A 20,752-nucleotide genomic window follows, 5' to 3' on the forward strand; every position below is an offset into this window, starting at 1 on the left:
GTCGATGAAACTTCGCCTGGCGAAGCGCGTTGGAACAGTTCAGCCAGTTCGAGGCGGGCCCCATGTACGATGCGTGGTTTTCCAAGCCAATATCCGTTGCCACCGGCATAAGCGGCGACATCCGAAACCTGACCAACGCTCGACAAGCTTTTGACCTGCTTAACGAGCATTGGCGTGACGGAGGTAGCGATAAGCACCGATCCGCGAAACGGGCATGCCAGCAGGCCTTGAACGGCAGTGTTTCGGCTGACGTCGCGAGAGACGCCTTCATCGACGCAGCTCGGGAAGCGCGCATATTGGTAGAGTGAGCTGCGCGCCGATTATGAGACTGGCGAGGTGAATCACTTTCTCGCCCACCAGCGAGGTCGCCATGAACGCAACAACCCGATTGCATGAACTCGGCCAGAGCCTCTGGTTGGACAACATTACCCGCGATCTGCTGAGCAGCGGCACTCTTAAACGCTATTGCACCGACTTTTCGGTGACAGGATTGACGTCGAACCCTACGATTTTCGATGAGGCGATTAAGAACAGCACTGCTTACGACGAAGCCCTTCACCGAAAAGACAAGGAAGGGCAAAACGGTGAGCAGCTGTTCTTCAAATTGGCACTCGAAGACCTGACGGAGGCCGCAGCGCTGTTCAGGCCAGTCCATGAGGCGACGGGCGGCATTGATGGCTGGGTTTCCCTGGAAGTGTCGCCTTTGCTGGCCAATGATGCCGGCGCTACCGTCGAAGCCGCCAAGCGGCTGCACAAGCAGGCGCGGTGTTCCAACCTGTTCATCAAGATTCCCGGCACCCGCGCAGGCGTCGAGGCCATCGAGGAATCGATCTTCGCCGGCGTGCCTGTGAACGTGACGTTGCTGTTTTCGTGCGAGCAGTACATAGCGGCGGCCGACGCGTATTGCCGAGGCATTCAGCGGCGGATCAACGCCAGGCTCGACCCGAAGATCGCCTCTGTCGCCTCGATCTTCGTCAGCCGCTGGGACAAGGCGGTCATGGACAAGGTTAGCCCCGCGCTGCGGAACCGTCTCGGTATCGCCATATCCGGGCAAGTCTATAAAGCCTACCGGGAGCGGCTTGCCTCTACCGGATGGCGCAAGCTGGCCGATGCCGGCGCACTTTCCCAGCGTCTGCTATGGGCGAGCACCGGGACCAAGGATCCGCAGCTTCCGCAATCCTATTACATCGAAGCGCTCGCTGCGCCGGCTACCATAAACACCGTTCCAGAGAAGACACTCCATGCGTTTTCGAAAGAGGGTGTTTTGCGCGGCATCATGCGGGAGGATGGCGGCGACAGCGAAACCGTTCTTGCCGGCTTCGCAAAAGCCGGCGTCGACATTCAGGCGCTTGCCGCGCAGCTCCAGTTGGAAGGCGCCCAATCCTTCACCAAATCATGGAACGATCTGATGGCCGTCATCGCTTCGAAGAGCGAGCAGTTGCATCGTTCTCGCGGTTCGGCGCTGGGATCATGAGAGAGTCTCATGCGACCAGGACGTTGCCGCTTGCGGAACTTCCAGCATGGCAGGCGCTGCTGGCGCATTGCCAGGAAGTGCGCCCTTTGCATCTGAGGCAGCTCTTCGCCGATGATCCCCAGCGTGGCAAGCGTTTCGCCATCGAAGCCTGCGGACTTTATCTCGACTATTCGAAAAACCGCATCACGGCCGAGTCGGTCCAGCTTCTCGTTCAACTTGCCGAGGCCTGCGGGTTGCGTGAGCGCCTCGAAGCGATGTTCAGCGGTCAGAAGATTAATGTGACGGAGCGGCGCGCGGTGCTTCATACGGCCCTGCGCGCGCCTATTGGCGAGCGAATTTTTGTCGACGGTATCGACGTTGTGCCGGAAGTTCACGAGGTGCTCGGCAAGATGGCCGACTTCACGGACAAGATTCACAGAGGCGCCTGGCGCGGCCATTCAGGCCGGCCGATACGCAACATCATCAATATCGGCATCGGCGGCTCGGACCTCGGGCCGGTCATGGCCTATGAAGCGCTGCGCCACTACAGCCGGCGCGACATGATTTTCCGCTTCATCTCGAACGTCGACGGTACCGACTTCGTGGAGGCGACGCGGGATTTGAATCCTGAAGAAACGCTGTTCATCATCTGCTCGAAGACGTTCAGGACCTTGGAAACGCTGACCAACGCCCACACCGCACGGGAATGGATCCTGCGAAAGTTAGGCGACGAGCAGGCGGTGGCCCGGCATTTCGTCGCCGTCTCGACCAGTACCGAAGGGGTCGCTGAATTCGGCATCGACACCAATCAGATGTTTGGCATGTGGGATTGGGACGGCGGCCGCTATTCGATGGATTCAGCAGTCGGCCTGTCCACCATGCTCGCCATCGGCGCGGAGAATTTCCACGCGATGCTGTCGGGTTTCCACGACATGGACCAGCACGTCCGCACCGCGCCGTTCGATCAGAACCTGCCGGTCCTGATGGGCCTGCTCGCAGTTTGGTACACCAATTTCTTCGAAGCGCAGACGGTCGCGGTGCTGCCCTACGAGCAATATCTGAAGCGTTTTCCCGCCTACCTCCAGCAGCTGATGATGGAAAGCAATGGCAAGCACGTCACGCTTGACGGCACGAAAGTCGATTACCAGACAGGGCCGATCTATTGGGGCGAACCTGGCACCAACGGGCAGCATTCCTTCTACCAACTCATTCACCAGGGCACCAAACTGGTTCCATGCGACTTCATTGGGTTTTGTCGGGCATTGAACCCGCTTGGGCGGCACCACGATCTCCTGATGGCAAATCTGTTCGCGCAGACCGAGGCTCTGGCCTTCGGCAAGACGGAAGAGGAGGTCAGGGCCGAAGGGACCCCGGACTGGCTGGTTCCGCACCGCACCTGTGAAGGCAACCGCCCCACCAATACCTTGCTTGCCGAGCGCCTGACCCCAAGGACCCTGGGCAGCCTGGTCGCGCTCTACGAGCACAGCGTCTTCACGCAAGGCGTCATCTGGAACATCGACTCTTTTGACCAATGGGGCGTTGAGCTGGGCAAGGCCCTGGCCGAGAAAACAACCCCTGAACTGGAAACCTCCCAAGCCCCAAATCTCCAACATGACAGCTCGACCAACGCTTTGATCGAGCGCTATCGCCGGTTCCGAAAACGAAAGAGGTAAAGGGCGCTAAGCCCGGCCGCGCCTCCGGCCCCGACCAACATACTGCGGCGCAACCCAGCCAGCACTTGGACGATCGGGTTGCCTACATCCGATCAAAGGATCCCCATGAAACAGGTGCCACTCGACCAGCTCAGCATCAACACGCTGCGAATGCTTTCAATCGATGCGGTCCAGAAAGCAAAATCCGGTCATCCCGGAACGCCGCTGGATGCCGCGCCGATGGCCTATTGCCTGTGGCAACGCTTCCTTCGCTACGACCCTGCCGACCCCGATTGGCCGAACCGCGACCGCTTCGTGCTGTCGGCCGGCCATGCCTGCGCCCTGCTCTACAGCCTGCTTCACCTGTGCGGCGTCAAGGCAAAGGGCGCGAGCTATCCATCGGGCGACCGGCTTGCCGTGACGCTGGACGATCTCAAGAGTTTTCGCCAGGCAGGAAGCCATTGCACGGGGCATCCAGAATATGGCTGGACGTCGGGCGTGGAAACCACCGCGGGGCCACTCGGACAAGGTGCGGCAACAAGCGTCGGAATGGCAATTGCGGAACGGTGGCTGGCCGCTACTTACAATCGACCCGACTATGATCTGTTCTCGCACAACGTCTATGCGCTGTGCAGTGACGGCGACATGATGGAAGGGCTCAGCAACGAGGCGGCATCGCTGGCCGGACACCTCAGATTGTCGAACCTCTGCTGGATTTATGACGACAACCACATCACCATCGAGGGGCCGACTGGCCTTACATTCACCGAAGACGTGGCAACCCGCTTCCTCGCGTACGGATGGCATGTCGAGCGGGTAAGCGATGCAAACGATCTGATGTTGCTGGACAAGGCTTATCAGACGTTCATCGATAGGCATGACCGCCCCACGCTGATCATCGTTCAAAGCCATATCGGTTATGGCGCGCCGCATAAGCAGGACACAAACAAAGCGCACGGAGAGCCGCTGGGCGCCGAAGAAGTTCGGCTGACGAAGGAATTCTACGGCTGGGATCCGGACGCCGATTTCAAGGTTCCGGAAGGGGTCGTGGCGCATTTCCGCGCATATATGGGCAAGCGTGGGGACGCCGCTCATGCCGCCTGGCGGAAATTGTTTTCCGCTTACCGGTTGCAATATCCCGACCTGGCCAAACAGATCGACCAGATACAGCGACGCGAAGCTCCCTCCGCCTGGGACGCCACGTTGCCCGCCTTCTCAGCCGATGCGAAAGGCCTCGCGACACGCGACTCGTCCGGCCAGGTGTTGAACGCCATTGCGGAACATTTGCCATGGCTGCTGGGTGGCGCGGCGGACCTGTCGCCGTCAACCAAGACAAACCTCGATTTTGACTTTGCCGGCGACTTTCAGAGCTCCGAGGGTGAACAGGCGGTCAGCTACCGCGGGCGGAATTTCCACTTTGGCCTGCGCGAACATGCCATGTGTGCCATCGGCAACGGCATGAGCCTGTCGAAGCTGCGGCCGTTCGTCTCCAGCTTCCTGATCTTCACCGACTACTGCCGCGCGGCGCTACGGCTGAGCTCGATGATGGAGCTCCCGCTGATCTCCATCTGGCCCCATGATTCCATCAGCCTCGGCGAGGACGGACCAACGCACCAGCCCATCGAGCAGCTTGCCTCGTTCCGCGCCATGCCCGGCATGATCGTGCTGCGCCCAGCGGATGCGAATGAGGTCATAGAGGCATGGAAAGTCATCATTCATCTCAAGGACAGGCCTGTCTGCCTCGTGCTGACGCGACAGGCGGTGCCGACACTCGATCGCTCGACCTACGCAAGCGCAAACGGCGTGGCGCAGGGCGCCTATGTACTGGCCGACGCTCCCAACGGCAGACCCGACGTCCTGCTGCTGGCGACCGGCAGTGAGGTCGCGCTGTGCGTGACCGCCTATGAACAGCTGAAAGTGGAGGGCATCAAGGCACGCGTCGTCAGCATGCCGTCATGGGAATTGTTCGAAAGCCAACCAAAGGAGTATCGCGACACCGTCCTGCCGCCAACGATAACCGCCCGCGTGGCAGTGGAGGAAGCGTCCGGTTTCGGATGGGAGCGTTATACGGGCTTCGACGGCACCATCCTCGCGTTGCATAGTTTCGGCCTGTCCGCTCCATCGAAGGTCGTCGCACAACACTTCGGATTCGAGCCGGCACACGTCGTTGCGGCTGCCAAGGCGCAAATTGCGGGCCGCCCGTCAACCGCACAGGTCGGGATTGCCCGAACCGAATGAGGCGACCAGTATGACCATGAAAATCAGTTCATTGGCCGGAAAGCCGGCCCCGGCTGACCTGCTGGTCAACGTCGCCAAGCTCGTCACCGCCTATTACAGCCAGGCACCCGACCCTGCCAACCCCTTGCAGCGTGTGGCGTTCGGGACATCCGGGCATCGCGGCACAGCGTTTGAGAACACGTTCAACGAGGCGCATGTGCTGGCAATCAGCCAGGCCATTTGCCTCTACCGCAAGCGACTGGCAATCGACGGTCCCATATTCGTCGGCATCGATACACATGCTCTGTCGGAGCCAGCCTTTATAAGCGCCCTTGAGGTGCTGGCCGCGAACGGAGCGGAGGTGATGATGGCGACCGGTGGCGAGTATACGCCCACCCCGGCCATCTCCCACGCAATCCTCAACTACAACAACGGCCGCAAGACCGGGCTTGCCGATGGCATCGTCATCACGCCGTCGCACAATCCACCCCGCGACGGGGGCTTCAAGTACAACCCGCCCAATGGCGGGCCGGCGGATACCGATGTCACCGGCTGGATCGAAAAACAGGCCAATGATCTGCTTGGCAACGGCCTGAAAGGTGTGCGGCGGATGCCGTTCGAGAAGGCCCTCCACGCGCCTACAGTCCATTCCCACGACTTCTTGAACACTTACGTGAACGATCTCGGCGATGTCATCGACATGGATGCCATTCGCGGAGCGCATATCCGCATGGGCGTCGACCCGCTCGGCGGCGCGGGAGTCCACTACTGGCCCGCCATTGCCGACCGCTACAAGCACGACCTGACCATGGTCAATCGGCAGGTCGATCCTACCTTTCGTTTCATGACGGTCGATTGGGATGGCCAGATTCGTATGGACCCGTCTTCATCCTACGCCATGCAAGGCTTGATCAGCCTGAAAGACAAATTCGACATCGCCTTTGCATGCGACACCGATCACGACCGGCACGGCATCGTCACGCGCAGTACCGGACTGCTGCCGCCCAATCATTACTTGTCGGTTGCGATAGACTACCTGTTCCAGCATCGCCCTGAATGGCGCAAGGACGCCGCAGTTGGAAAAACGGTGGTGAGCAGCCAGATGATCGATCGCGTCAGCGCGAGGTTGAAGCGCAGACTGTATGAAGTGCCGGTCGGTTTCAAATGGTTCGCCGAGGGCCTTCAGGACGGCTCCCTGGGGTTTTGTGGCGAGGAAAGTGCTGGAGCGACGTTCAAGCGCCGCAACGGTGCCGTCTGGACGACCGACAAGGACGGCATCGTTCCGGCGTTGCTGTCGGCCGAGATCACGGCAAGGATGGGTCGCGATCCCGGCGAGGTCTATCGCGACCTGACGGAGGAGTTGGGTGAACCCGTCGCCGATCGGCTCCAGGCAATCGCAACCCCAGCACAAAAAGAGAAACTGTCGAAGCTTTCACCGCATGAGATCACGTCTAAGACCTTGGCCGGGGAAACGATCCGATCGGTGCTCAGCCGAGCGCCGGGCAACAATGCCGAAATCGGCGGCGTCAAGGTGTCCACGGAAAACGGCTGGTTTGCCGCGCGCCCTTCAGGCACCGAGGAGATCTACAAGATCTACGGGGAGAGTTTTCGCGGACAGGACCATCTGCGCGCCATCCTCTCCGAGGCACAGACGATCGTCGGCCATGTGCTCGGGGCAACCAAAGGAAACTGAATCGGCTTACCGCTGGCGGTGATCGATACCTATTTCCCGAGGAGCTCCCCGGGATAAACAATCGTTCCATCATCGCGCACAACAGCACCTGGTGTCAGGCTGGCCTCCTCGACATGATCGGCCCCAAGGATATGCATGACGCGTTCGCCCTCTGCGAGCAGGTAGTCGGAAATGATGCGGCGGTGGCACCGCCACCAGACGGCTTCCGCGCACATTATTGCGCAGCGATGCCGGCTGCCGAGCTCTCGCAGTTGCGCCAAGCCTTTGGCGAACGGCTCGGTCAGCGCATAGTCTGCGTAGTTGCGAAAACCACGTACGCGCCAATAGCTATTAGGGGAAGGTTCCGACCCACGCGCTATGCCCCGCAAGCCACCAAGCGCAGCGATATGCTCATAGCCGATGCGCCACGGCGCCAACGCTGCCGGAAGGCTTTCGCCGTTGAACTGCGGATTGGTACGCGAACGCGGCATCGAGCGCACATCGACAACCAAATCGACACGAGACTCCGCAAGCAGTTCGCCGAACTCGACGATCGTGCGCGTGGAATGGCCTACGGTGAAGAAGCTGTTCGTTTCGATTCCAATCTGGCGGCGCATTGCGACCGGCCACCTCGTTGCGGATCGTAGCCGGTTTATCGTCCAGATCAAAAAAGGCCTACATCGGGAAGCGATTCACCGGAACCGAATTCGAGCGCGACGGTTGAGTTACACTTCCTCGCCGTGCAACCCGCTCCATCCAGGTGCGGAACGGCGTAGAGGTTCCGCGAGAACCCACGTTACCCCTGGTCGAGCTTCATGGCGGATAGGTTCAAAGTCGGCGATCACGTGAGCTGGAATTCCGAAGCCGGGCGCGTCAATGGCACGATCGTCCGTGTCCACACACGCGACTTCGAGGTCCATGGCTACATGCACCATGCAAGTGCGGAAGCACCGCAATACGAAATCAAAAGCAGCAAGACCGAGCACATCGCCTTTCACAAGGATTCGGCGCTCACCAGACTTCGCGGCTGACGCTTTCGCCAGACGCCGATCGATCGAAAGAAGGCAGTTGACTGATGCCCACCAACTCGCAGCCTCCTTCGTCCGAACCGCTCCGCGCCAAGCTCAGCGACGCCGACGACTGCATCCGTCTCAATCATTGGATGTCGCCGCAACAGGGGATATTCCCACGCATCCGCATTGGGACTCACTGGATCAATACGCTGTGGGCGCTGCCGATCGGCACCGCCGCGCTGCTCTGCATGATTGCCGTGGCACAGAGCTTGCGCGAGCTTCCGGGCGTGACTGCCTTCATCCAGAACCATCTGGGCATCGCTCAATCGACCCCATTGGTGGATTCTGGTTTTCCCTGGTGGCTGCAAGTCCAACATTTCCTGAACATGTTCTTTATGCTCTTCATCATGCGGTCCGGCCTGCAAATCCTGGCCGACCATCCACGACTGTATTGGGGGCGAGACTGCACGCCGGGAACCGATTGGTTTCGTTTCCAGGTGCCGGTGCCGAAGGACCGCGTCTGGACGGCGAAGGATGATTCCGTCACGCTGCCGACATGGCTTGGGATTCCGGGCCTCCGGTACACGCTCGGCCTATCGCGCTGGTGGCATTTCTCGGTCAATCCCTTGTGGCTGATCAACGGGGTAGCCTTCTACATTCTCCTCTTTTCAACCGATCAGTGGCGCAGGCTGGTGCCCATGAGTTGGGAAGTATTCCCGGCCGCGCTCTCGACGGCTATCCAATATGCCTCACTGAACTTTCCGGTCGACGAGGGCTGGACCCGCTACAATGGCCTGCAGCAGCTCAGCTATTTCATCACGGTTTTCGTCGCCGCACCAGTTTCGATCTTCACCGGCCTCATGCAAAGCCCAGCGATCTCCAATGCATTGGGCTCATTCGGACGGTTGTCAACAGGCAGGCGATGCGCTCGGTTCATTTCATCTCGTTCGGCTGGTTCGTCGGCTTCATCCTGGCGCATGGCGCGATGGTCTTCGTCACCGGCATCCGGCAGAATACCAACCATATGTTCGCCGGCATCGACGACGCTTCATGGACGGGTTTCCCCCTGTTCCTCGTGGCGATGGCCATCCTCCTCGCAGCATGGCTAGTCGTCTCACCCTTCACCATTCGCCACGCCCGATTGGTGCAGCGCACCGGCGCGTTCATGATCGGCTGGCTGATGGGGGTCGCAGAAGGCTGGGATCCGCGCGCCCAACTGACGAAGAGGGATATCTCGCCTTATTTCTGGCCGAACGGCACGATGCCTAATTCCAAGGAATTCGACGATCTGGTGGCCGAGAATTTCGCGGACTACGCGCTGCGTATCAGTGGGCTCGTCGAGACGCCGAGGCAGCTCTCCCTGGCCGAACTAAAGGCAATGCCAAAACAGGACCAGATCACGACGCATTTCTGCATCCAGGGTTGGTCCGGCGTTGCCGAATGGGGCGGCGTGCCCATGCGCGATATTCTGAATCTAGTGAAGCCGACACCGGCGGCCCTCTACGCCGTGTTCTACTCGCTGGCTGACGGCGCCGATGGAGGTCGCTACTACGACGTCCACAAGATCGAAAATATGCGGCACGACCTGACTATCCTAGCCTATGAGATGAATGGCGCGCCACTGAGCGTTTTGCACGGCGCGCCTTTGCGGCTGCGTTGCGAAAACGAGCTTGGTTTCAAGATGGTCAAGTGGGTCGCAGCGATCGAGTTCGTGCGCGATTTCGCCGACCTTGGTGCGGGTCAGGGCGGTTACAATGAGGATCATGAATTCTACGGCTATCGCATGCCGATCTGATCGAAATAGCCGCAAATTGCCGCCGACCGTTCCTTCGTTCTCTTCTGTTTTCAGACGCCGCGCGACGCGAACTGAATGCAGCGATAATTCTTCCTCAGGCACGAGCATGATGTTGCGTCGATTTGCAGGCTTGCCGTCGGATGTCGGCTTTGAGGTAGCGGGCAGAGCAGCCTGAACGACCGAATTGAGGCGGTGAGTTCAATAGGTCGCCGCAACACTCTCTGTAGCCTATCGGCCGGCGTTTCGAAGTCCAGGATTTTTCGGGGGCGCTGATTGAGCCGCAGGGCGACGGCGTAGAGTTGGTCCTGCGAGACGTGGGAGAAGTTGGTTGCTCTGGGGAAGTACTGCCTGAGCAGACCGTTGGTATTTTCGTTGCTGCCGCGCTGCCAGGGACTGCGCGGATCGCAGAAGTAGACCTGTAGGTCGGTGGCAACGGTGAAGCTCTTGTGACGAGCCATCTCCTTGCCCTGGTCCCATGTCAACGAGCGCCGCAACTCTTCGGGCAATGTGCCGATCTTCTCGGCGATGGCCCTCACGACGGTCGCCGAGTCCCTTCTCGCCAACTTCACAAGCATAGTGAACCGGCTGTGTCGCTCGACGAGGGTGGCGATGTTCGTGTCGTTAGCACCGGTGAGCAGATCACCCTCCCAATGACCTGGGATGGCACGATCCTCCGCCTCGGCGGGGCGGTCGCGGATGGAGATCATATCGAGTATTTGTCCTTGCCCCGTCCGGCTCTGTGCGCCTTTGGCGAGGCGCATCTGTCGTTTGGTACGCAGGTGCGCTGTCAGTTCCTTCTTGAGCACCCCTCGCGACTGGATGAATAGACTGCGATAGATCGCTTCATGAGATATCCGCATGCTTGGATCGCCCGGGTACTCTCGCCTCAACCAGCCCGCTATCTGCTCCGGCGACCATTGCAGCGCCAGCTTTTGCGCCACCCGCCATCGTAGCCGTCCAGAGCATGCCAGGCGACACTGCTTCGGGCGCAGCGCTCGCTCCCAAGCATGCTTGTCAGCCCGGGTTGCACGATACGTTTGTGCACCGCCATTGCGCGAGATCTCGCGACATATTGTCGATGGGGATCGCCCGAGACTTCGTGCAATAGCGCGTATTGCGAGACCCGCCGCGATCCCGCGAGAGATCTCTTCGCGCTCCGCCAGCCCGAGCGCCGAGGCCGCTCTACGCCTTGCTGACGGAGCAATGCCGCCGTGTAAGGATACGATCCGCTGAACGCCGGTCTTGTTCCGGCGATCCAGTGCCCGCGAGATCGACAAAATGCTCTGACCTTGCTTCCATCGCTCCCAAAGCTCGGCCTTCTGCGCTGACGTAAACCAGATCCGTGAAGTCACCATGCAACACCTCCTCATCCTCTCAGATTAAGAGTGTTGCGGCGACCTATTGAACCCACCGGCGCAAAGCTGCCGTTCGCGTCGTGGAAAACGGACATCGGCTTCGGGTCAGACTTTCCCGTTCTCCGCCGGTCTTTGCAGCACCGCTGTAGGTCATCACGCCCAACACCGTAGAGAATATCGCGGGGTTTCCGAATGGGGGGAAAGGCGGTAGCGCTCTCCCGCTACCACTTCAAACCCACTATCGTGTCCAACGGCCGCCCCATAGCGGCCGCCCAACGGAGCGGGCTTTCCAATATGCCGTGAGGTGGGGAATGCGGCCCCGCCAATGAGAGCAGCAAGTTTGCCCTTAACCTCGATTTCGAAGCCTTTGCGGGCAGGTTTTGGGTGCACAATGACGCTGTGAACAAGCTCCCGGAAGTTTTGGGCGAGTGGGCCGCGGTCATCTGGGGCAGTCGCGTGATCGGCCAACGCCATTGAGAGACCATCGACGGTTTCGGTGTAGCGCTGCAATGCGGCTGGGTGGAGTACCACAATCGATGGTGGCTCATCGAGACCGCAGAGTTGCGCCTCGATTAGAGAAAGCTGCGTCTTGAGTTGCGCAATCCGCTGCTTGGCATCCTCCTCAGCAATAACGTTTCTGATCACGAGGTCGATGGTTCGCTGAAGTTCGCCTTCTGTCCGATCGCGCTTGCCTTCTAAGGCAATGCGCGTCGAATTCGCCTGTGCGGCCAATTCTTGGCGCTCCTGGTTATATTTCCGAATGTATGCCTCGATCAGCTCCGGCGCGTTCAACTGCTCGCGCATGCCGTCGAGGACCGCGCTCTCAATCTCAGGCAGATAGATGATGCGTCGGTTGGAACAACTACCGCTTTCGCGAACTGCCGAGCACCGGATGCGCGTCTTGCCTGTCTTATCCCGATCGTGAACTGACATGCCCGATCCACAGACGCCGCAGCGGAGTAGGCCGGATAAAAGATGTGCCGGGCGACGCTTGATATGAGACGACGCTTTCAACCTCGCCGCTTTGAGCGCTTGTGCCTTGCGCCAGACTTCGTCATCTACAATGCGCAAATGCGGAACTTCGTTCGTCTGCCATTGGTCTTGTGGATTTGGCCTGGAGACCCGTTTGCCAGTATCAGGGTTCTTCAGCATCCGGACCTTGTTCCAAACGATCCGACCCACATAAAGCTCGTTGAAGAGCAATCCTACCCCGCGTTGCGCATTTCCATTGATGGTGGAACCGTTCCAGCGAATTCCCCGCGGTGGCGCTATACCATCCCGGTTGAGATCGCCCGCTAGGTCTCGTGGAGTTCGACCGGCCGCATACGCGGCAAAAATGCGCCGGACAACTTCTGCCTCCTGTTCCATGATCTCCAGTTCGCCAGGACGGCCCACGACAGGTCGATAACCGTAGGCTCGGCCTCCGGCATGACGTCCGTCACGGACGACGCCGGCCATGCCCCTTCGAACCTTCTTGGCACCGTCCTCCCTTTGCATCTGACCGACGAGTTCACGAATACCAATGAGCACCGCATCGGCAACGCCGTCGTGAACAGCTTGAATTTCGATACCCAGAAAGGATAGTCGTTTGTGAAGACCCGCGAGATCAGCCATATCGCGTGACAGACGATCGAGCGCTTCTACAACAATGGTGTCGAACGTGGAGTGCTGTGCAGCCTCCATCAAGTCCATGAGTCCGTCACGACCGAACATTGAAGCCCCGGAGCGGGCTTTGTCCTCATAGACCGCAACAATATTAAGGTGATTGCGCATTGCATAAGCGCTGCAGAGCGCAATTTGATCGGAGGTGGATCTCTCGTTTTGGAGCTCGGTCGAAAAGCGAGCATAGATAGCGGCTCGCCTCATTTTTCCGGAACCTTCTGGATGCCCTCTGAATGAAGCACGGAGCTGCGTTCAATCGAAAAGCTGGCAGCGACGAGATGATCGCGTCTGGCGTCAGCAACAGCAAGCGCTTCTACGAATTCAAGCATGGCTTTGCGAAGCTCCTCCGGCGCCACCGAAGGGGCGGTTTCGGGGAGAAAAGAACCATCGCCTGTGTCTGGTGCCGGCTTCACGAACGCTAGCATCGCGATGACGAACGACGAGCAAAGAGACACGTCCAATCAATCGTGCAGTTGGTACCCTGCAGCGTAGAATTCGGACAAAGGTCGACTTAACGAGGTTGGACGGCGATCTGGTTTCGGCACTGCGCATATAACGAAGCTCGTTGCGGGGCGTCGCCGGGCTTTCCAAGCTGCCCCTATCCGCACCATTCCTCACGGGATAGTACTCCTCGGCTGGGCGCCCATGCCCAAAACGGCCACGAGACGTTCACAAGACAGGCGCATTCCGTCGGCGATCCTCGTCCGAAAGTGCCATCATGAGATTGGTGGCTTTGTTCCAATGGCGCAACACGTCAGCACGGGTAATAGCGCGGTCTGGTCGACTGTAACCTGGATCCCCCGTGATCGCCTTCAAATCTCGTAGGATGGATGCAATATGCGGCCATGGGAAATCGGTGAGATCACCGATATCGCGGTCCGCACCAATAATCATCTCCAACTTAGCGACAATGCCACGGAGCGATGAAGACCGGAGGTCGATCATCGCGTCCTGAAGTTTGAGCACCTCTGTCATGGCAAAAACCTCGGCTTCACACGCTATGGCGTATTGAGCGCCTGCCGCGGACGTCGCTGCTGATCTTCGACGCGGCGCGGATGCGCCTGCAGTCAATACCTGAATTCCGGTATCGACCATCATTCGCGCCTCTAACCGCTGCTGCATCCGACATAGCACCAGCGAAACATATCGGGCCTGTTGCCACTCGCTCCACAGAGCCAGAACGCGATCGAGGGAGCGACCGCTATCGACTGGAATCTCAGAGGCGTCGTTCATTTCACATGACCATCATGCTGACGAAGGGGGTTCACTTCATAGCATACAAAACTACGAATAGGAACTATCGTTCCTGGAATGATCGTTCCATTCGCGAGTTATGTCTCGGGATGGACCTGAAGGAAATCTTCGCTATCAATTTGCGGCACGCCAGGAACAAGAGGCATCTGACGCAAGAGGAGTTAGCAGAGCGCTCAGGTTTGAGCTCTCGCTACATAGGCGCGATTGAACGCGCTGACGTTTCGGCCAGTGTCACGGTTCTCGGACGCATCGCCGACGCGCTCGGAATGGAGCCGGAGGTTCTCATTCGTAAATCGAAGAGCGGTCGTTTGGACTAGGCGCGCGCGTAGCCGCTCGCGCGCGCGCCTCAAAACGGGCGCCGTAGCGAGCGAGCGGCGGCTTTGCACCTCATGTCAGCGGTTGGGACCGGCTTTGCCAACTCATGCAAGCAGACATTGCTGGCGGTCAACGCTTGGGTGGGGGGATGTGCTAGGGGCCAGCATCGCGCGACAGAGCTTCTGAGTCTCTGAGTCTCTGACAAACGCGAGCAACCTGCGGAGGCGTGAGACCAACGCGTCAATTGAGCGCTGCCCATCCAGTCGCAAGTATGAGAACAAGCGTAACCAGTGCTCCAGAGACGTACAGAATCGTCCTGACGCTGCCTCCCTTGGCGGCGTTTCCGCCACGCAGGTAGATTCCCAAATGGAGCAGGCGGATCCCTAGGTGGGCGCCCACAAGCGCCGCCAAAATGGCCGGCCTAACACCAACCATCATCGCTAGCACCGCGGGCACGACAAAGGGCGCCAGTGCCTCGACCGAATTCATGTGGACGCGGTCGACCCTATAGAGCAAGTTTTCGTCGTCTGCCGGGATCACCGGCCCTGAAAGTGCCCCTGCAAATCCCTTTGACGAACCGGAGTAGATTGCCAACACTACCGATAGCAAACAGAGCGTGAGCACGCCGAGGATGCTTAACCAATAGACTTCCATTTCATCTCCGCTCCCAAGAATCGCGGTGGGCAAAATCGAGCGTGCGCGCCCTTTAACCGGCTGCGTTGTCAGGCCGCTCGACGGTGAAAAGGTCCTGGAACCGCTGTAGGTACAGCGGCCAACCCTGATCGCTACCAACTCCACCGCGCACACCCTCCCAGCCTTCGCCGTGGCGTTCGAAATTCCGATGTTCGATCTCAACCCGGGTTCTTTTTTCTGTCTCGGCCGTGAACCGGACTTCCCACTCGCTGGTCTTGCTCAGGTCGGTCTCGATCTGCCATCGCGGGCTGATGTCCCAACTGAGAACCAGCCGGTTGGGCGGATCGTAGGCCAGCACCCGGGCGAAGCGGCATTCGCTGCCATCGACGCCGCGATCGTAGACGTGACCGCCGACCCGAGGTTCGAAGATCGTCTCGGCGATTGGCACCCCCAAAAGATTGTGCTCGCGTGGTTTGAAGCTGCCGAAATCTTCGGTGAACACTTTGAAGGCGCGCGCGATTGTCGCTTCGACGAGGACGGAATGCCTGACGGGAGCGGGTCCTGGTTGCTTGATCATGTCTCGTCCTTCGTCGGTTGCTCGACTGCCAGCTTGTAGCCCGCGAGCGTCTTCACCCAGAACTGGTCGATCTCTGCCCGAAAGGCCGCGAGGCCATCCGGATCAATCCGATAGATGCGTTCCTTGCCGGAGCGCGTGTCACCGACCAGCCCGGCCTCCTTGAGGACCTTCAGGTGTTGCGAGACCGCCGGCCTTGTCACGGGCAGCGCATTGGCCAGCCCGCTGACCGAACTGGGCTGGTCGACCAGCAGTTCGAAGATCTTGCGCCGTGTCGGGTCGCCGAGCGCTGCCCAATATTTCGCATTAGTGGCCACTAACGCGAACTTAGATCGACGGGCTCCCTTTTGTCAACCTGCGCGGTCGACACTCCGGAACCTTGGCCCGCTCCGGACCTCACGGCCATCGCCAGGCAAGGATCTCCTCACCAAGTGGGATCCCGACCTTTGAGACCATCGTCCGCAACGACTTGCGGCTGGCGACGGAAGCTGATGTAGGGGGCCACGTAGGCCAAGTTTAGCGCATCGCCCACCAAGCTGGATATGGCGGCAAGCGATGCGCCGATTTCGAGCCTCGGAAAGCTTGACCGTGCCGGGCTAAGGCGGCGGATGGTGACCGGGGTCTTTGCGGAAATGTCGGCCATGGTGTCCTCCTGCGGCCGGAAGAATGACGCCGCTGCCCACTCACGTCCTTGGCTTGGATCTGGAAAGTCCTGAACACTCCTGAATAGGCCTGAACGGACGTTCGCCTTCTGCACCCTCTTGGAGTATCCTGCTGTGGTGACACAGGTTCTTGGCCAGATGGACTTGGAGTTTGGGAACTATCGCCTGAAACGAGCCGAACGACTGCTGCTTGGCCCCAACGGGCCAATGGAACTTTCGGCGCGGGGCTTCGACATCTTCGCTACGTTGCTGGAGCGGCCCGACGAAGTGATCGGCAAGACCGAACTCTTCGATGCGGTCTGGCCCGGCGTAGTGGTGGAGGAGAACACACTGCAGGTCCACATTTCGGCGCTGCGAAAACAGCTGCCCGCCGAGATGATCGTAACCGTGCATGGTCGCGGCTATAAATATGCCGGTCCGAGGCCCTTCGCGACCCCTGCGGAAGCTCGGGCGCCGCCCAGGCCGTCCATCGCCGTTCTTCCCTTCGACAACATGAGCGGCGATGCGGCGCAGGACATGTTCTGCCAAGGATTGGCGCTCAACATCGTCGCCAGCCTCGGGCGCTTTCACGAGTTGTTCGTCATCGACAGGTCTTCCACCCTGGCCTAGCGGAACCGGCCGGTGACATCGGCTGAGGCCGCGCGTGAACTTTCGGTTCGCTACATTCTGGAGGGAAGTGTTCAGAAAGCTGGTGATCGCATCCGCGTCTCGGTCCAACTTGTCGACGGAGCCGAGAGCCGGCAGCTTTGGACCGAGACCTATGACCGGCAACTGACGGATATCTTCTCAGTCCAGGACGAAATCACCGGGACGATCATCGGTACGCTTGCGTCCGGCTATGGCGGCAGGCTCGGCAAGGCCTGGCGTGACCGAAGCAAGTCCGCCGGACTCGAGAGTTTCGTCGCCCTGGACCATCTCCAGCGCGCCATTGATGCCTGCCGTTTGACCAAGGAAGGAGAGAGAGCCTTGCCAGGGAGCATCTGACCAGGGCAATCGAATGTGATCCGAGGTTTGCCAAGGCCTATAGCAAAATGGCCATGAGTCACATAGTCGACGCCTGTTGCGGCTGGGCCGACGACCATGACGTCTCGATGGAACTGGCCCGCCGATGGGCGGTGGAGGCGATTGCCTGCGACGATGGCGATTCCTGGTCCTATTGGGCTTTTGCTAACTATCATTTGTATTCATTGAATCATGGTGTAGCGCTTGAGGTCTTCCGGAAGGCCCTCGAATGCAATCCTAACGACGCCGACGTGACGACCGACTATGCTCTTTGCCTGAGCTATGCGGGCAGGGCGGAAGAGGGCATCGAGCACGCACGAAAGGCCATGCGCCTCAATCCGTTTCACTATGAATGGTACACTTCCCAACTGGGCCAGATTTATTTCGATGCCCGCCAGTATGACAAGGCCGTCGCCACCTTCGCCAGCCTGCGCTCGCTGGATAGCGCCATCATGCGGATCTATCAGGGCGCCAGCTTCGCCGCCGCCGGGAATCAGCAGCAGGCCCAGAAATCGGTGCAACGCGCTCTCGAACTAGATTCCGGCGCCACGTTGGAAAAATGGGCCGATCGGAAGCTCGCGCCCTATAGTGATGCCGCTTACCGTGAGCACTTCTGCAAGAATCTCCGTAATGCCGGCCTGCCGGAGCGAGCCGCGCAGCAGTCGCTTTCGGAGCGAAGCGGACATCCCACAAGCAGCGTTTAGGCGTTGACGAGCGGCGCGCCGGTCGGATGGTCTTTCATCAATGCGGCTACGATCACGCCAGACACGAAGGTCAGACCCGCAATCGCTGCGATCGCCGAGGCCAGACCAAAGAAATCGGCGATGAGGCCGGCCGAGAGCGCGCCGATTGCGTAGCCAAGATCGCGCCAGAACCGATAGACGCTGAGCGAACGGGCGCGCCACGAAGGGTGCGAGGCGTCCGATACCGCAGCAATCAGGCTTGGATACACCATGGCGGTGCCGAGCCCGAGCAGAACGCTCGCCAGCAGCCACCAGCGAAAGTCACGCGTCAAGGCAGTCAGGAGCAGCGCGCCTGCTTGCACCCACATCCCTGCCGCGATCAGGCCCTTGCGCCCCCAGCGATCGCTTAAAGGGCCTGTGGCGACCTGCAACAGTCCCCACACCCCGGGATAGACGGCCTTCAGGATGCCAATGCGCTCGATGCCCAGGCCGTTGGCGGCGAAGAACAGCGGGAAGATGCCCCAGCTCATGCCGTCATTGAGATTGTTGACCAGCCCTGCCTGTGAGGCGGCGAACAGATTGCGGTCTCGGAAGGTGGTGAGGGCGAACACCTCTCGGAAGGAAATCGGCGAGGCTTTTTTGACGTGACTGTCCATCTCCACCCGAACATGGTCCCGCGTGTCGCGCACCAGTACGAGCGAGAGGATGGTTCCAAGCAGGGCGTATGCCACGCCGAGATAGATCGGCACCGGCCGTAGGCCGTATTGCCCAGCGAGATATCCGGTGAGAAAGGCCGTGACGCCGACTGCGAAATAGCCGGCGAACTCGTTGAGGCCGACTGCCATGCCTCGTCCTTTGGGGCCGACAAGGTCGACCTTCATGATCACAGTCATCGACCAGGCAAACCCCTGGCTGATGCCAAGCAAGGCGTTCGCGGCGATGATCCAGCCCCAGCTCGGCGCCCAGATGATGATGAGCGGCACCGGCAGCCCAAACAGCCAGCCAAGAATGAGCACGCGCTTGCGGCCCCATGTATCGGCTAGCTGACCAGAGATGAGATTGGCGAAGGCCTTCACCACGCCGAAGCTGACGATGAAGGAGACGACCAGCGTCGTCGAAGCGATACCGAACTCTTCCGAGCCGATGAGCGGCACGACAGTACGCTCGATGCCCACCATGCCGCCAACAAAGGCGTTGATCAGCACCAGGAGCGAGAACTGCTGCCAGTTGGCTTTGAGCCCGAGGGCAACGCGCGGCGCAAGGCCGGCTTCACTCACTGGGCGGCTCCGGCATTCAGCGCCCGGGTGCGTGCCGCCTCCGGTGGTGGCGGGGGAATATCGGCCACCATGGCCGCGACGAATTCGTCCTCATCAGCGATGCGAAAAGCCTTGTTGAAACGCTTCTCAAAACCGATGGTCGATGTCGGCTTGCCGCTGAGCGACCGGCCGCATACCGACCCGGAAAAGGCGCCGGGCAATATCTCGACGTGGTCGGGCAGGTCCTTGAGGCGCTGGGCGCTGGCAAACAGGCGACGCGCGCCATCCTGCGCGCTCGAGGCGAGCTCGGTGCGGCCAAGATCGCCGACCATCAGCGTATGGCCGGTCAGCACGAACCACGGTTCGACGGTACGTGTGCGGTCGGTCACCAGCAATGCAATGTGCTCGGGCGTATGGCCGGGCGTGTGCATGATCTGCGCGGTGACATTGCCGAGTTCAAGCACCTCGCCGTCCTTGACCCCACGGAACGGAAAGTCGGCAGCTGCACTCTCATGCAGAACGTATTCCGCGCCGGCGGCTTGGGCGAGGGCGCGGCCGGCCGAGACATGATCTGCATGGATATGCGTATCGATCACATAGAGGATGCGCATGCCGGTGGCCTTGGCCGCATCGAGATAGGGTTGAACGTCGCCAACGGGATCAACGACCGCAGCGGATGCCTTGCCGCCGCAGCCAAAGAGGTAGGACACGGCGACGGGGTCGGAATGAAGAAACTGGCGCAGGATCATGGGGATGTGTCCTTCATGGGCAGCCGTCATCGGCCCAGCGAAATGGGTCGAAGCTTGACAGGGCGGCCTACGCGTGTCATTCAAAAGTTATATTGAATGATCTAACGTTGACTCGAAGCTGATGTCAATCCGCAAACCGAAACAGGCACTCTATGAGCAGTTCGCGATTGTCGCGAAGGCGCTCGGCAATCCGCAGCGGCTGGAGCTGATCGAACATCTGGCGCAGGGCGCACGCAGCGTCGACCTGCTGGCTACCAAGGTCGGGCTTCCAATCGCCAACGTCTCTCAGCACCTGCAGACCCTGCGCCGAGCTGGGCTGGTCCAGGCAGAACGCGAGGGGAAGTTCGTGAACTACCGCCTCACCGACGACACCGTGCTGTCGCTGTTCGCGTCGGTCCGCTCCGTCGCGGAGCGCCACCTCGCCGAGGTCGACCGTATCGTGCAAGGCTATTTTGAAGCCCGTGACAGCATGGAGCCGGTAACGCGAGAGGGGCTGGCTGCCCGGATGCGCGACGGGCTGGTTACCGTGATCGACGTCCGCCCATCGGACGAGTTCGCGCTTGGTCACGTGCCGGGCGCGATCAACGTGCCGCTCGCCGATCTTCAAGCGCGTCTGCCGGAATTCGACCCGGATCGCGAAATCGTTGCCTACTGCCGTGGGCCTTGGTGCGTGATGTCATTTGAAGCTGTCGCGGCGCTTCGCAAACGCGGCTTCCAGGCTCGGCGCTTGGAAGATGGACTGCCGGAATGGAAAGCAGCGGGACTGCCTGTTGAGGTGACGATGTAACGACCGCCCTGGGGGCTG

General features: G+C 60.0%; 23 protein-coding genes and 1 pseudogene. 13 read left to right on the plus strand and 11 right to left on the minus strand.

Annotated elements, in window-relative coordinates; genetic code table 11:
* Positions 1–29 precede the first annotated feature (29 nt).
* From ACLGL5_RS31940 to pgm, 5 genes are all read left to right on the plus strand, one after another.
* On the plus strand, positions 30–308 hold the full coding sequence (locus ACLGL5_RS31940) for a DUF982 domain-containing protein (RefSeq protein ID WP_245307211.1): 279 nt from the start codon (positions 30–32) through the stop codon (positions 306–308).
* A 62-nt stretch (positions 309–370) separates the two neighbouring features.
* Positions 371–1,474, plus strand: a complete 1,104-nt coding sequence (gene tal, locus ACLGL5_RS31945; RefSeq protein ID WP_069092871.1) for a transaldolase — start codon at positions 371–373, stop codon at positions 1,472–1,474.
* On the plus strand, positions 1,471–3,126 hold the full coding sequence (gene pgi, locus ACLGL5_RS31950) for a glucose-6-phosphate isomerase (RefSeq protein WP_069092872.1): 1,656 nt from the start codon (positions 1,471–1,473) through the stop codon (positions 3,124–3,126). Before tal ends, pgi begins: the two co-directional genes overlap by 4 nt.
* A gap of 105 nt (positions 3,127–3,231) precedes the next feature.
* On the plus strand, positions 3,232–5,343 hold the full coding sequence (gene tkt / locus ACLGL5_RS31955) for a transketolase (RefSeq protein WP_069092873.1): 2,112 nt from the start codon (positions 3,232–3,234) through the stop codon (positions 5,341–5,343).
* Between the two features lie 10 nt (positions 5,344–5,353).
* A complete protein-coding gene (gene pgm, locus ACLGL5_RS31960) occupies positions 5,354–7,015 on the plus strand; it encodes a phosphoglucomutase (alpha-D-glucose-1,6-bisphosphate-dependent) (RefSeq protein WP_210184888.1) in 1,662 nt (553 codons plus the stop codon).
* Between the two features lie 29 nt (positions 7,016–7,044).
* On the opposite strand, the gene ACLGL5_RS31965 is transcribed toward pgm, so the two are convergent.
* A complete protein-coding gene (locus tag ACLGL5_RS31965; RefSeq protein WP_069092874.1) occupies positions 7,045–7,611 on the minus strand; it encodes a DUF488 domain-containing protein in 567 nt (188 codons plus the stop codon).
* 198 nt (positions 7,612–7,809) lie between these two features.
* Here ACLGL5_RS31965 and ACLGL5_RS31970 point away from each other — a divergent pair, with 198 nt between their 5' ends.
* Genes ACLGL5_RS31970 through ACLGL5_RS31980 form a run of 3 tightly spaced genes read left to right on the plus strand, consistent with a single transcriptional unit; the run spans position 7,810 to position 9,802 of the window.
* Positions 7,810–8,025: a hypervirulence associated TUDOR domain-containing protein gene (locus ACLGL5_RS31970; RefSeq protein WP_069092875.1), complete on the plus strand. Its 216-nt coding sequence runs from the start codon at positions 7,810–7,812 to the stop codon at positions 8,023–8,025.
* A gap of 44 nt (positions 8,026–8,069) precedes the next feature.
* Positions 8,070–9,116: a cytochrome b/b6 domain-containing protein gene (locus ACLGL5_RS31975; protein ID WP_210184889.1), complete on the plus strand. Its 1,047-nt coding sequence runs from the start codon at positions 8,070–8,072 to the stop codon at positions 9,114–9,116.
* Entirely contained in the window at positions 9,032–9,802 is a 771-nt protein-coding gene (locus tag ACLGL5_RS31980; RefSeq protein WP_210184890.1) for a molybdopterin-dependent oxidoreductase, read from the plus strand. The genes ACLGL5_RS31975 and ACLGL5_RS31980 overlap by 85 nt, the downstream gene beginning before the upstream one ends.
* A gap of 227 nt (positions 9,803–10,029) precedes the next feature.
* Here the strand turns inward: ACLGL5_RS31980 and ACLGL5_RS31985 are convergent.
* The 4 genes and pseudogenes from ACLGL5_RS31985 to ACLGL5_RS32000 all read right to left on the minus strand — a co-directional run.
* Positions 10,030–11,157: pseudogene (locus ACLGL5_RS31985) on the minus strand (IS30 family transposase); the annotation flags it as partial.
* Between the two features lie 153 nt (positions 11,158–11,310).
* Positions 11,311–13,023 carry a recombinase family protein gene (locus tag ACLGL5_RS31990; RefSeq protein ID WP_494372831.1) on the minus strand — a complete coding sequence of 571 codons (1,713 nt, stop codon included), beginning with the start codon at positions 13,021–13,023 and terminating at the stop codon, positions 11,311–11,313.
* Positions 13,020–13,280: a hypothetical protein gene (locus ACLGL5_RS31995; RefSeq protein ID WP_141700969.1), complete on the minus strand. Its 261-nt coding sequence runs from the start codon at positions 13,278–13,280 to the stop codon at positions 13,020–13,022. Before ACLGL5_RS31995 ends, ACLGL5_RS31990 begins: the two co-directional genes overlap by 4 nt.
* A 208-nt stretch (positions 13,281–13,488) precedes the next feature.
* Positions 13,489–13,917 (minus strand): hypothetical protein, encoded by a 429-nt coding sequence (locus tag ACLGL5_RS32000; RefSeq protein WP_069093503.1) that lies wholly within the window; start codon positions 13,915–13,917, stop codon positions 13,489–13,491.
* A 245-nt stretch (positions 13,918–14,162) separates the two neighbouring features.
* On the opposite strand from ACLGL5_RS32000, the gene ACLGL5_RS32005 reads away from it, so the two are divergent.
* Entirely contained in the window at positions 14,163–14,390 is a 228-nt protein-coding gene (locus tag ACLGL5_RS32005) for a helix-turn-helix domain-containing protein (RefSeq protein WP_069093504.1), read from the plus strand.
* 238 nt (positions 14,391–14,628) lie between these two features.
* Here ACLGL5_RS32005 and ACLGL5_RS32010 read toward each other — a convergent pair whose 3' ends face one another.
* From ACLGL5_RS32010 to ACLGL5_RS32025, 4 genes are all read right to left on the minus strand, one after another.
* Positions 14,629–15,042 carry an MAPEG family protein gene (locus ACLGL5_RS32010; protein ID WP_069092877.1) on the minus strand — a complete coding sequence of 138 codons (414 nt, stop codon included), beginning with the start codon at positions 15,040–15,042 and terminating at the stop codon, positions 14,629–14,631.
* 52 nt (positions 15,043–15,094) lie between these two features.
* Positions 15,095–15,598 carry an SRPBCC family protein gene (locus ACLGL5_RS32015; RefSeq protein ID WP_069092878.1) on the minus strand — a complete coding sequence of 168 codons (504 nt, stop codon included), beginning with the start codon at positions 15,596–15,598 and terminating at the stop codon, positions 15,095–15,097.
* Positions 15,595–15,912, minus strand: a complete 318-nt coding sequence (locus ACLGL5_RS32020) for an ArsR/SmtB family transcription factor (RefSeq protein WP_069092879.1) — start codon at positions 15,910–15,912, stop codon at positions 15,595–15,597. Before ACLGL5_RS32020 ends, ACLGL5_RS32015 begins: the two co-directional genes overlap by 4 nt.
* 107 nt (positions 15,913–16,019) lie before the next feature.
* On the minus strand, positions 16,020–16,238 hold the full coding sequence (locus ACLGL5_RS32025) for a hypothetical protein (RefSeq protein WP_069092880.1): 219 nt from the start codon (positions 16,236–16,238) through the stop codon (positions 16,020–16,022).
* Between the two features lie 133 nt (positions 16,239–16,371).
* Between ACLGL5_RS32025 and ACLGL5_RS32030 the strand changes: the two genes are divergently transcribed.
* Genes ACLGL5_RS32030 through ACLGL5_RS32040 form a run of 3 tightly spaced genes read left to right on the plus strand, consistent with a single transcriptional unit; the run spans position 16,372 to position 17,963 of the window.
* Positions 16,372–16,866, plus strand: a complete 495-nt coding sequence (locus ACLGL5_RS32030) for a winged helix-turn-helix domain-containing protein (RefSeq protein WP_494372832.1) — start codon at positions 16,372–16,374, stop codon at positions 16,864–16,866.
* Positions 16,867–16,878: 12 nt separating this feature from the next.
* Complete coding sequence (locus ACLGL5_RS32035; protein WP_069092882.1) at positions 16,879–17,241, plus strand: hypothetical protein; 363 nt, start codon at positions 16,879–16,881, stop codon at positions 17,239–17,241.
* Positions 17,242–17,294: 53 nt separating this feature from the next.
* Complete coding sequence (locus ACLGL5_RS32040; protein ID WP_069092883.1) at positions 17,295–17,963, plus strand: tetratricopeptide repeat protein; 669 nt, start codon at positions 17,295–17,297, stop codon at positions 17,961–17,963.
* On the opposite strand, the gene ACLGL5_RS32045 is transcribed toward ACLGL5_RS32040, so the two are convergent.
* Both ACLGL5_RS32045 and ACLGL5_RS32050 read right to left on the minus strand, forming a co-directional pair.
* Positions 17,960–19,219, minus strand: a complete 1,260-nt coding sequence (locus tag ACLGL5_RS32045) for an MFS transporter (protein WP_069092884.1) — start codon at positions 19,217–19,219, stop codon at positions 17,960–17,962. The genes ACLGL5_RS32040 and ACLGL5_RS32045 overlap by 4 nt on opposite strands.
* Positions 19,216–19,947 carry an MBL fold metallo-hydrolase gene (locus ACLGL5_RS32050; RefSeq protein WP_069092885.1) on the minus strand — a complete coding sequence of 244 codons (732 nt, stop codon included), beginning with the start codon at positions 19,945–19,947 and terminating at the stop codon, positions 19,216–19,218. Before ACLGL5_RS32050 ends, ACLGL5_RS32045 begins: the two co-directional genes overlap by 4 nt.
* A gap of 121 nt (positions 19,948–20,068) precedes the next feature.
* Between ACLGL5_RS32050 and ACLGL5_RS32055 the strand changes: the two genes are divergently transcribed.
* Complete coding sequence (locus ACLGL5_RS32055) at positions 20,069–20,734, plus strand: ArsR/SmtB family transcription factor (protein WP_069092886.1); 666 nt, start codon at positions 20,069–20,071, stop codon at positions 20,732–20,734.
* Positions 20,735–20,752 lie beyond the last annotated feature (18 nt).

It is taken from the genome of Mesorhizobium sp. U510, assembly GCF_059180695.1.

Excerpts from the sequence above, each read along its gene's own strand:
- tal (WP_069092871.1), top strand. The coding sequence starts at position 371 with ATGAACGCAACAACCCGATTGCATGAACTCGGCCAGAGCCTCTGGTTG.
- pgi (WP_069092872.1), top strand. The coding sequence starts at position 1,471 with ATGAGAGAGTCTCATGCGACCAGGACGTTGCCGCTTGCGGAACTTCCA.
- tkt (WP_069092873.1), top strand. The coding sequence starts at position 3,232 with ATGAAACAGGTGCCACTCGACCAGCTCAGCATCAACACGCTGCGAATG.
- pgm (WP_210184888.1), top strand. The coding sequence starts at position 5,354 with ATGACCATGAAAATCAGTTCATTGGCCGGAAAGCCGGCCCCGGCTGAC.
- ACLGL5_RS31965 (WP_069092874.1), bottom strand. The coding sequence starts at position 7,611 with ATGCGCCGCCAGATTGGAATCGAAACGAACAGCTTCTTCACCGTAGGC.
- ACLGL5_RS31970 (WP_069092875.1), top strand. The coding sequence starts at position 7,810 with ATGGCGGATAGGTTCAAAGTCGGCGATCACGTGAGCTGGAATTCCGAA.
- ACLGL5_RS31975 (WP_210184889.1), top strand. The coding sequence starts at position 8,070 with ATGCCCACCAACTCGCAGCCTCCTTCGTCCGAACCGCTCCGCGCCAAG.
- ACLGL5_RS31980 (WP_210184890.1), top strand. The coding sequence starts at position 9,032 with ATGTTCGCCGGCATCGACGACGCTTCATGGACGGGTTTCCCCCTGTTC.
- ACLGL5_RS31990 (WP_494372831.1), bottom strand. The coding sequence starts at position 13,023 with ATGAGGCGAGCCGCTATCTATGCTCGCTTTTCGACCGAGCTCCAAAAC.
- ACLGL5_RS32000 (WP_069093503.1), bottom strand. The coding sequence starts at position 13,917 with ATGATGGTCGATACCGGAATTCAGGTATTGACTGCAGGCGCATCCGCG.
- ACLGL5_RS32005 (WP_069093504.1), top strand. The coding sequence starts at position 14,163 with ATGGACCTGAAGGAAATCTTCGCTATCAATTTGCGGCACGCCAGGAAC.
- ACLGL5_RS32010 (WP_069092877.1), bottom strand. The coding sequence starts at position 15,042 with ATGGAAGTCTATTGGTTAAGCATCCTCGGCGTGCTCACGCTCTGTTTG.
- ACLGL5_RS32015 (WP_069092878.1), bottom strand. The coding sequence starts at position 15,598 with ATGATCAAGCAACCAGGACCCGCTCCCGTCAGGCATTCCGTCCTCGTC.
- ACLGL5_RS32025 (WP_069092880.1), bottom strand. The coding sequence starts at position 16,238 with ATGGCCGACATTTCCGCAAAGACCCCGGTCACCATCCGCCGCCTTAGC.
- ACLGL5_RS32040 (WP_069092883.1), top strand. The coding sequence starts at position 17,295 with ATGAGTCACATAGTCGACGCCTGTTGCGGCTGGGCCGACGACCATGAC.
- ACLGL5_RS32050 (WP_069092885.1), bottom strand. The coding sequence starts at position 19,947 with ATGATCCTGCGCCAGTTTCTTCATTCCGACCCCGTCGCCGTGTCCTAC.
- ACLGL5_RS32055 (WP_069092886.1), top strand. The coding sequence starts at position 20,069 with ATGTCAATCCGCAAACCGAAACAGGCACTCTATGAGCAGTTCGCGATT.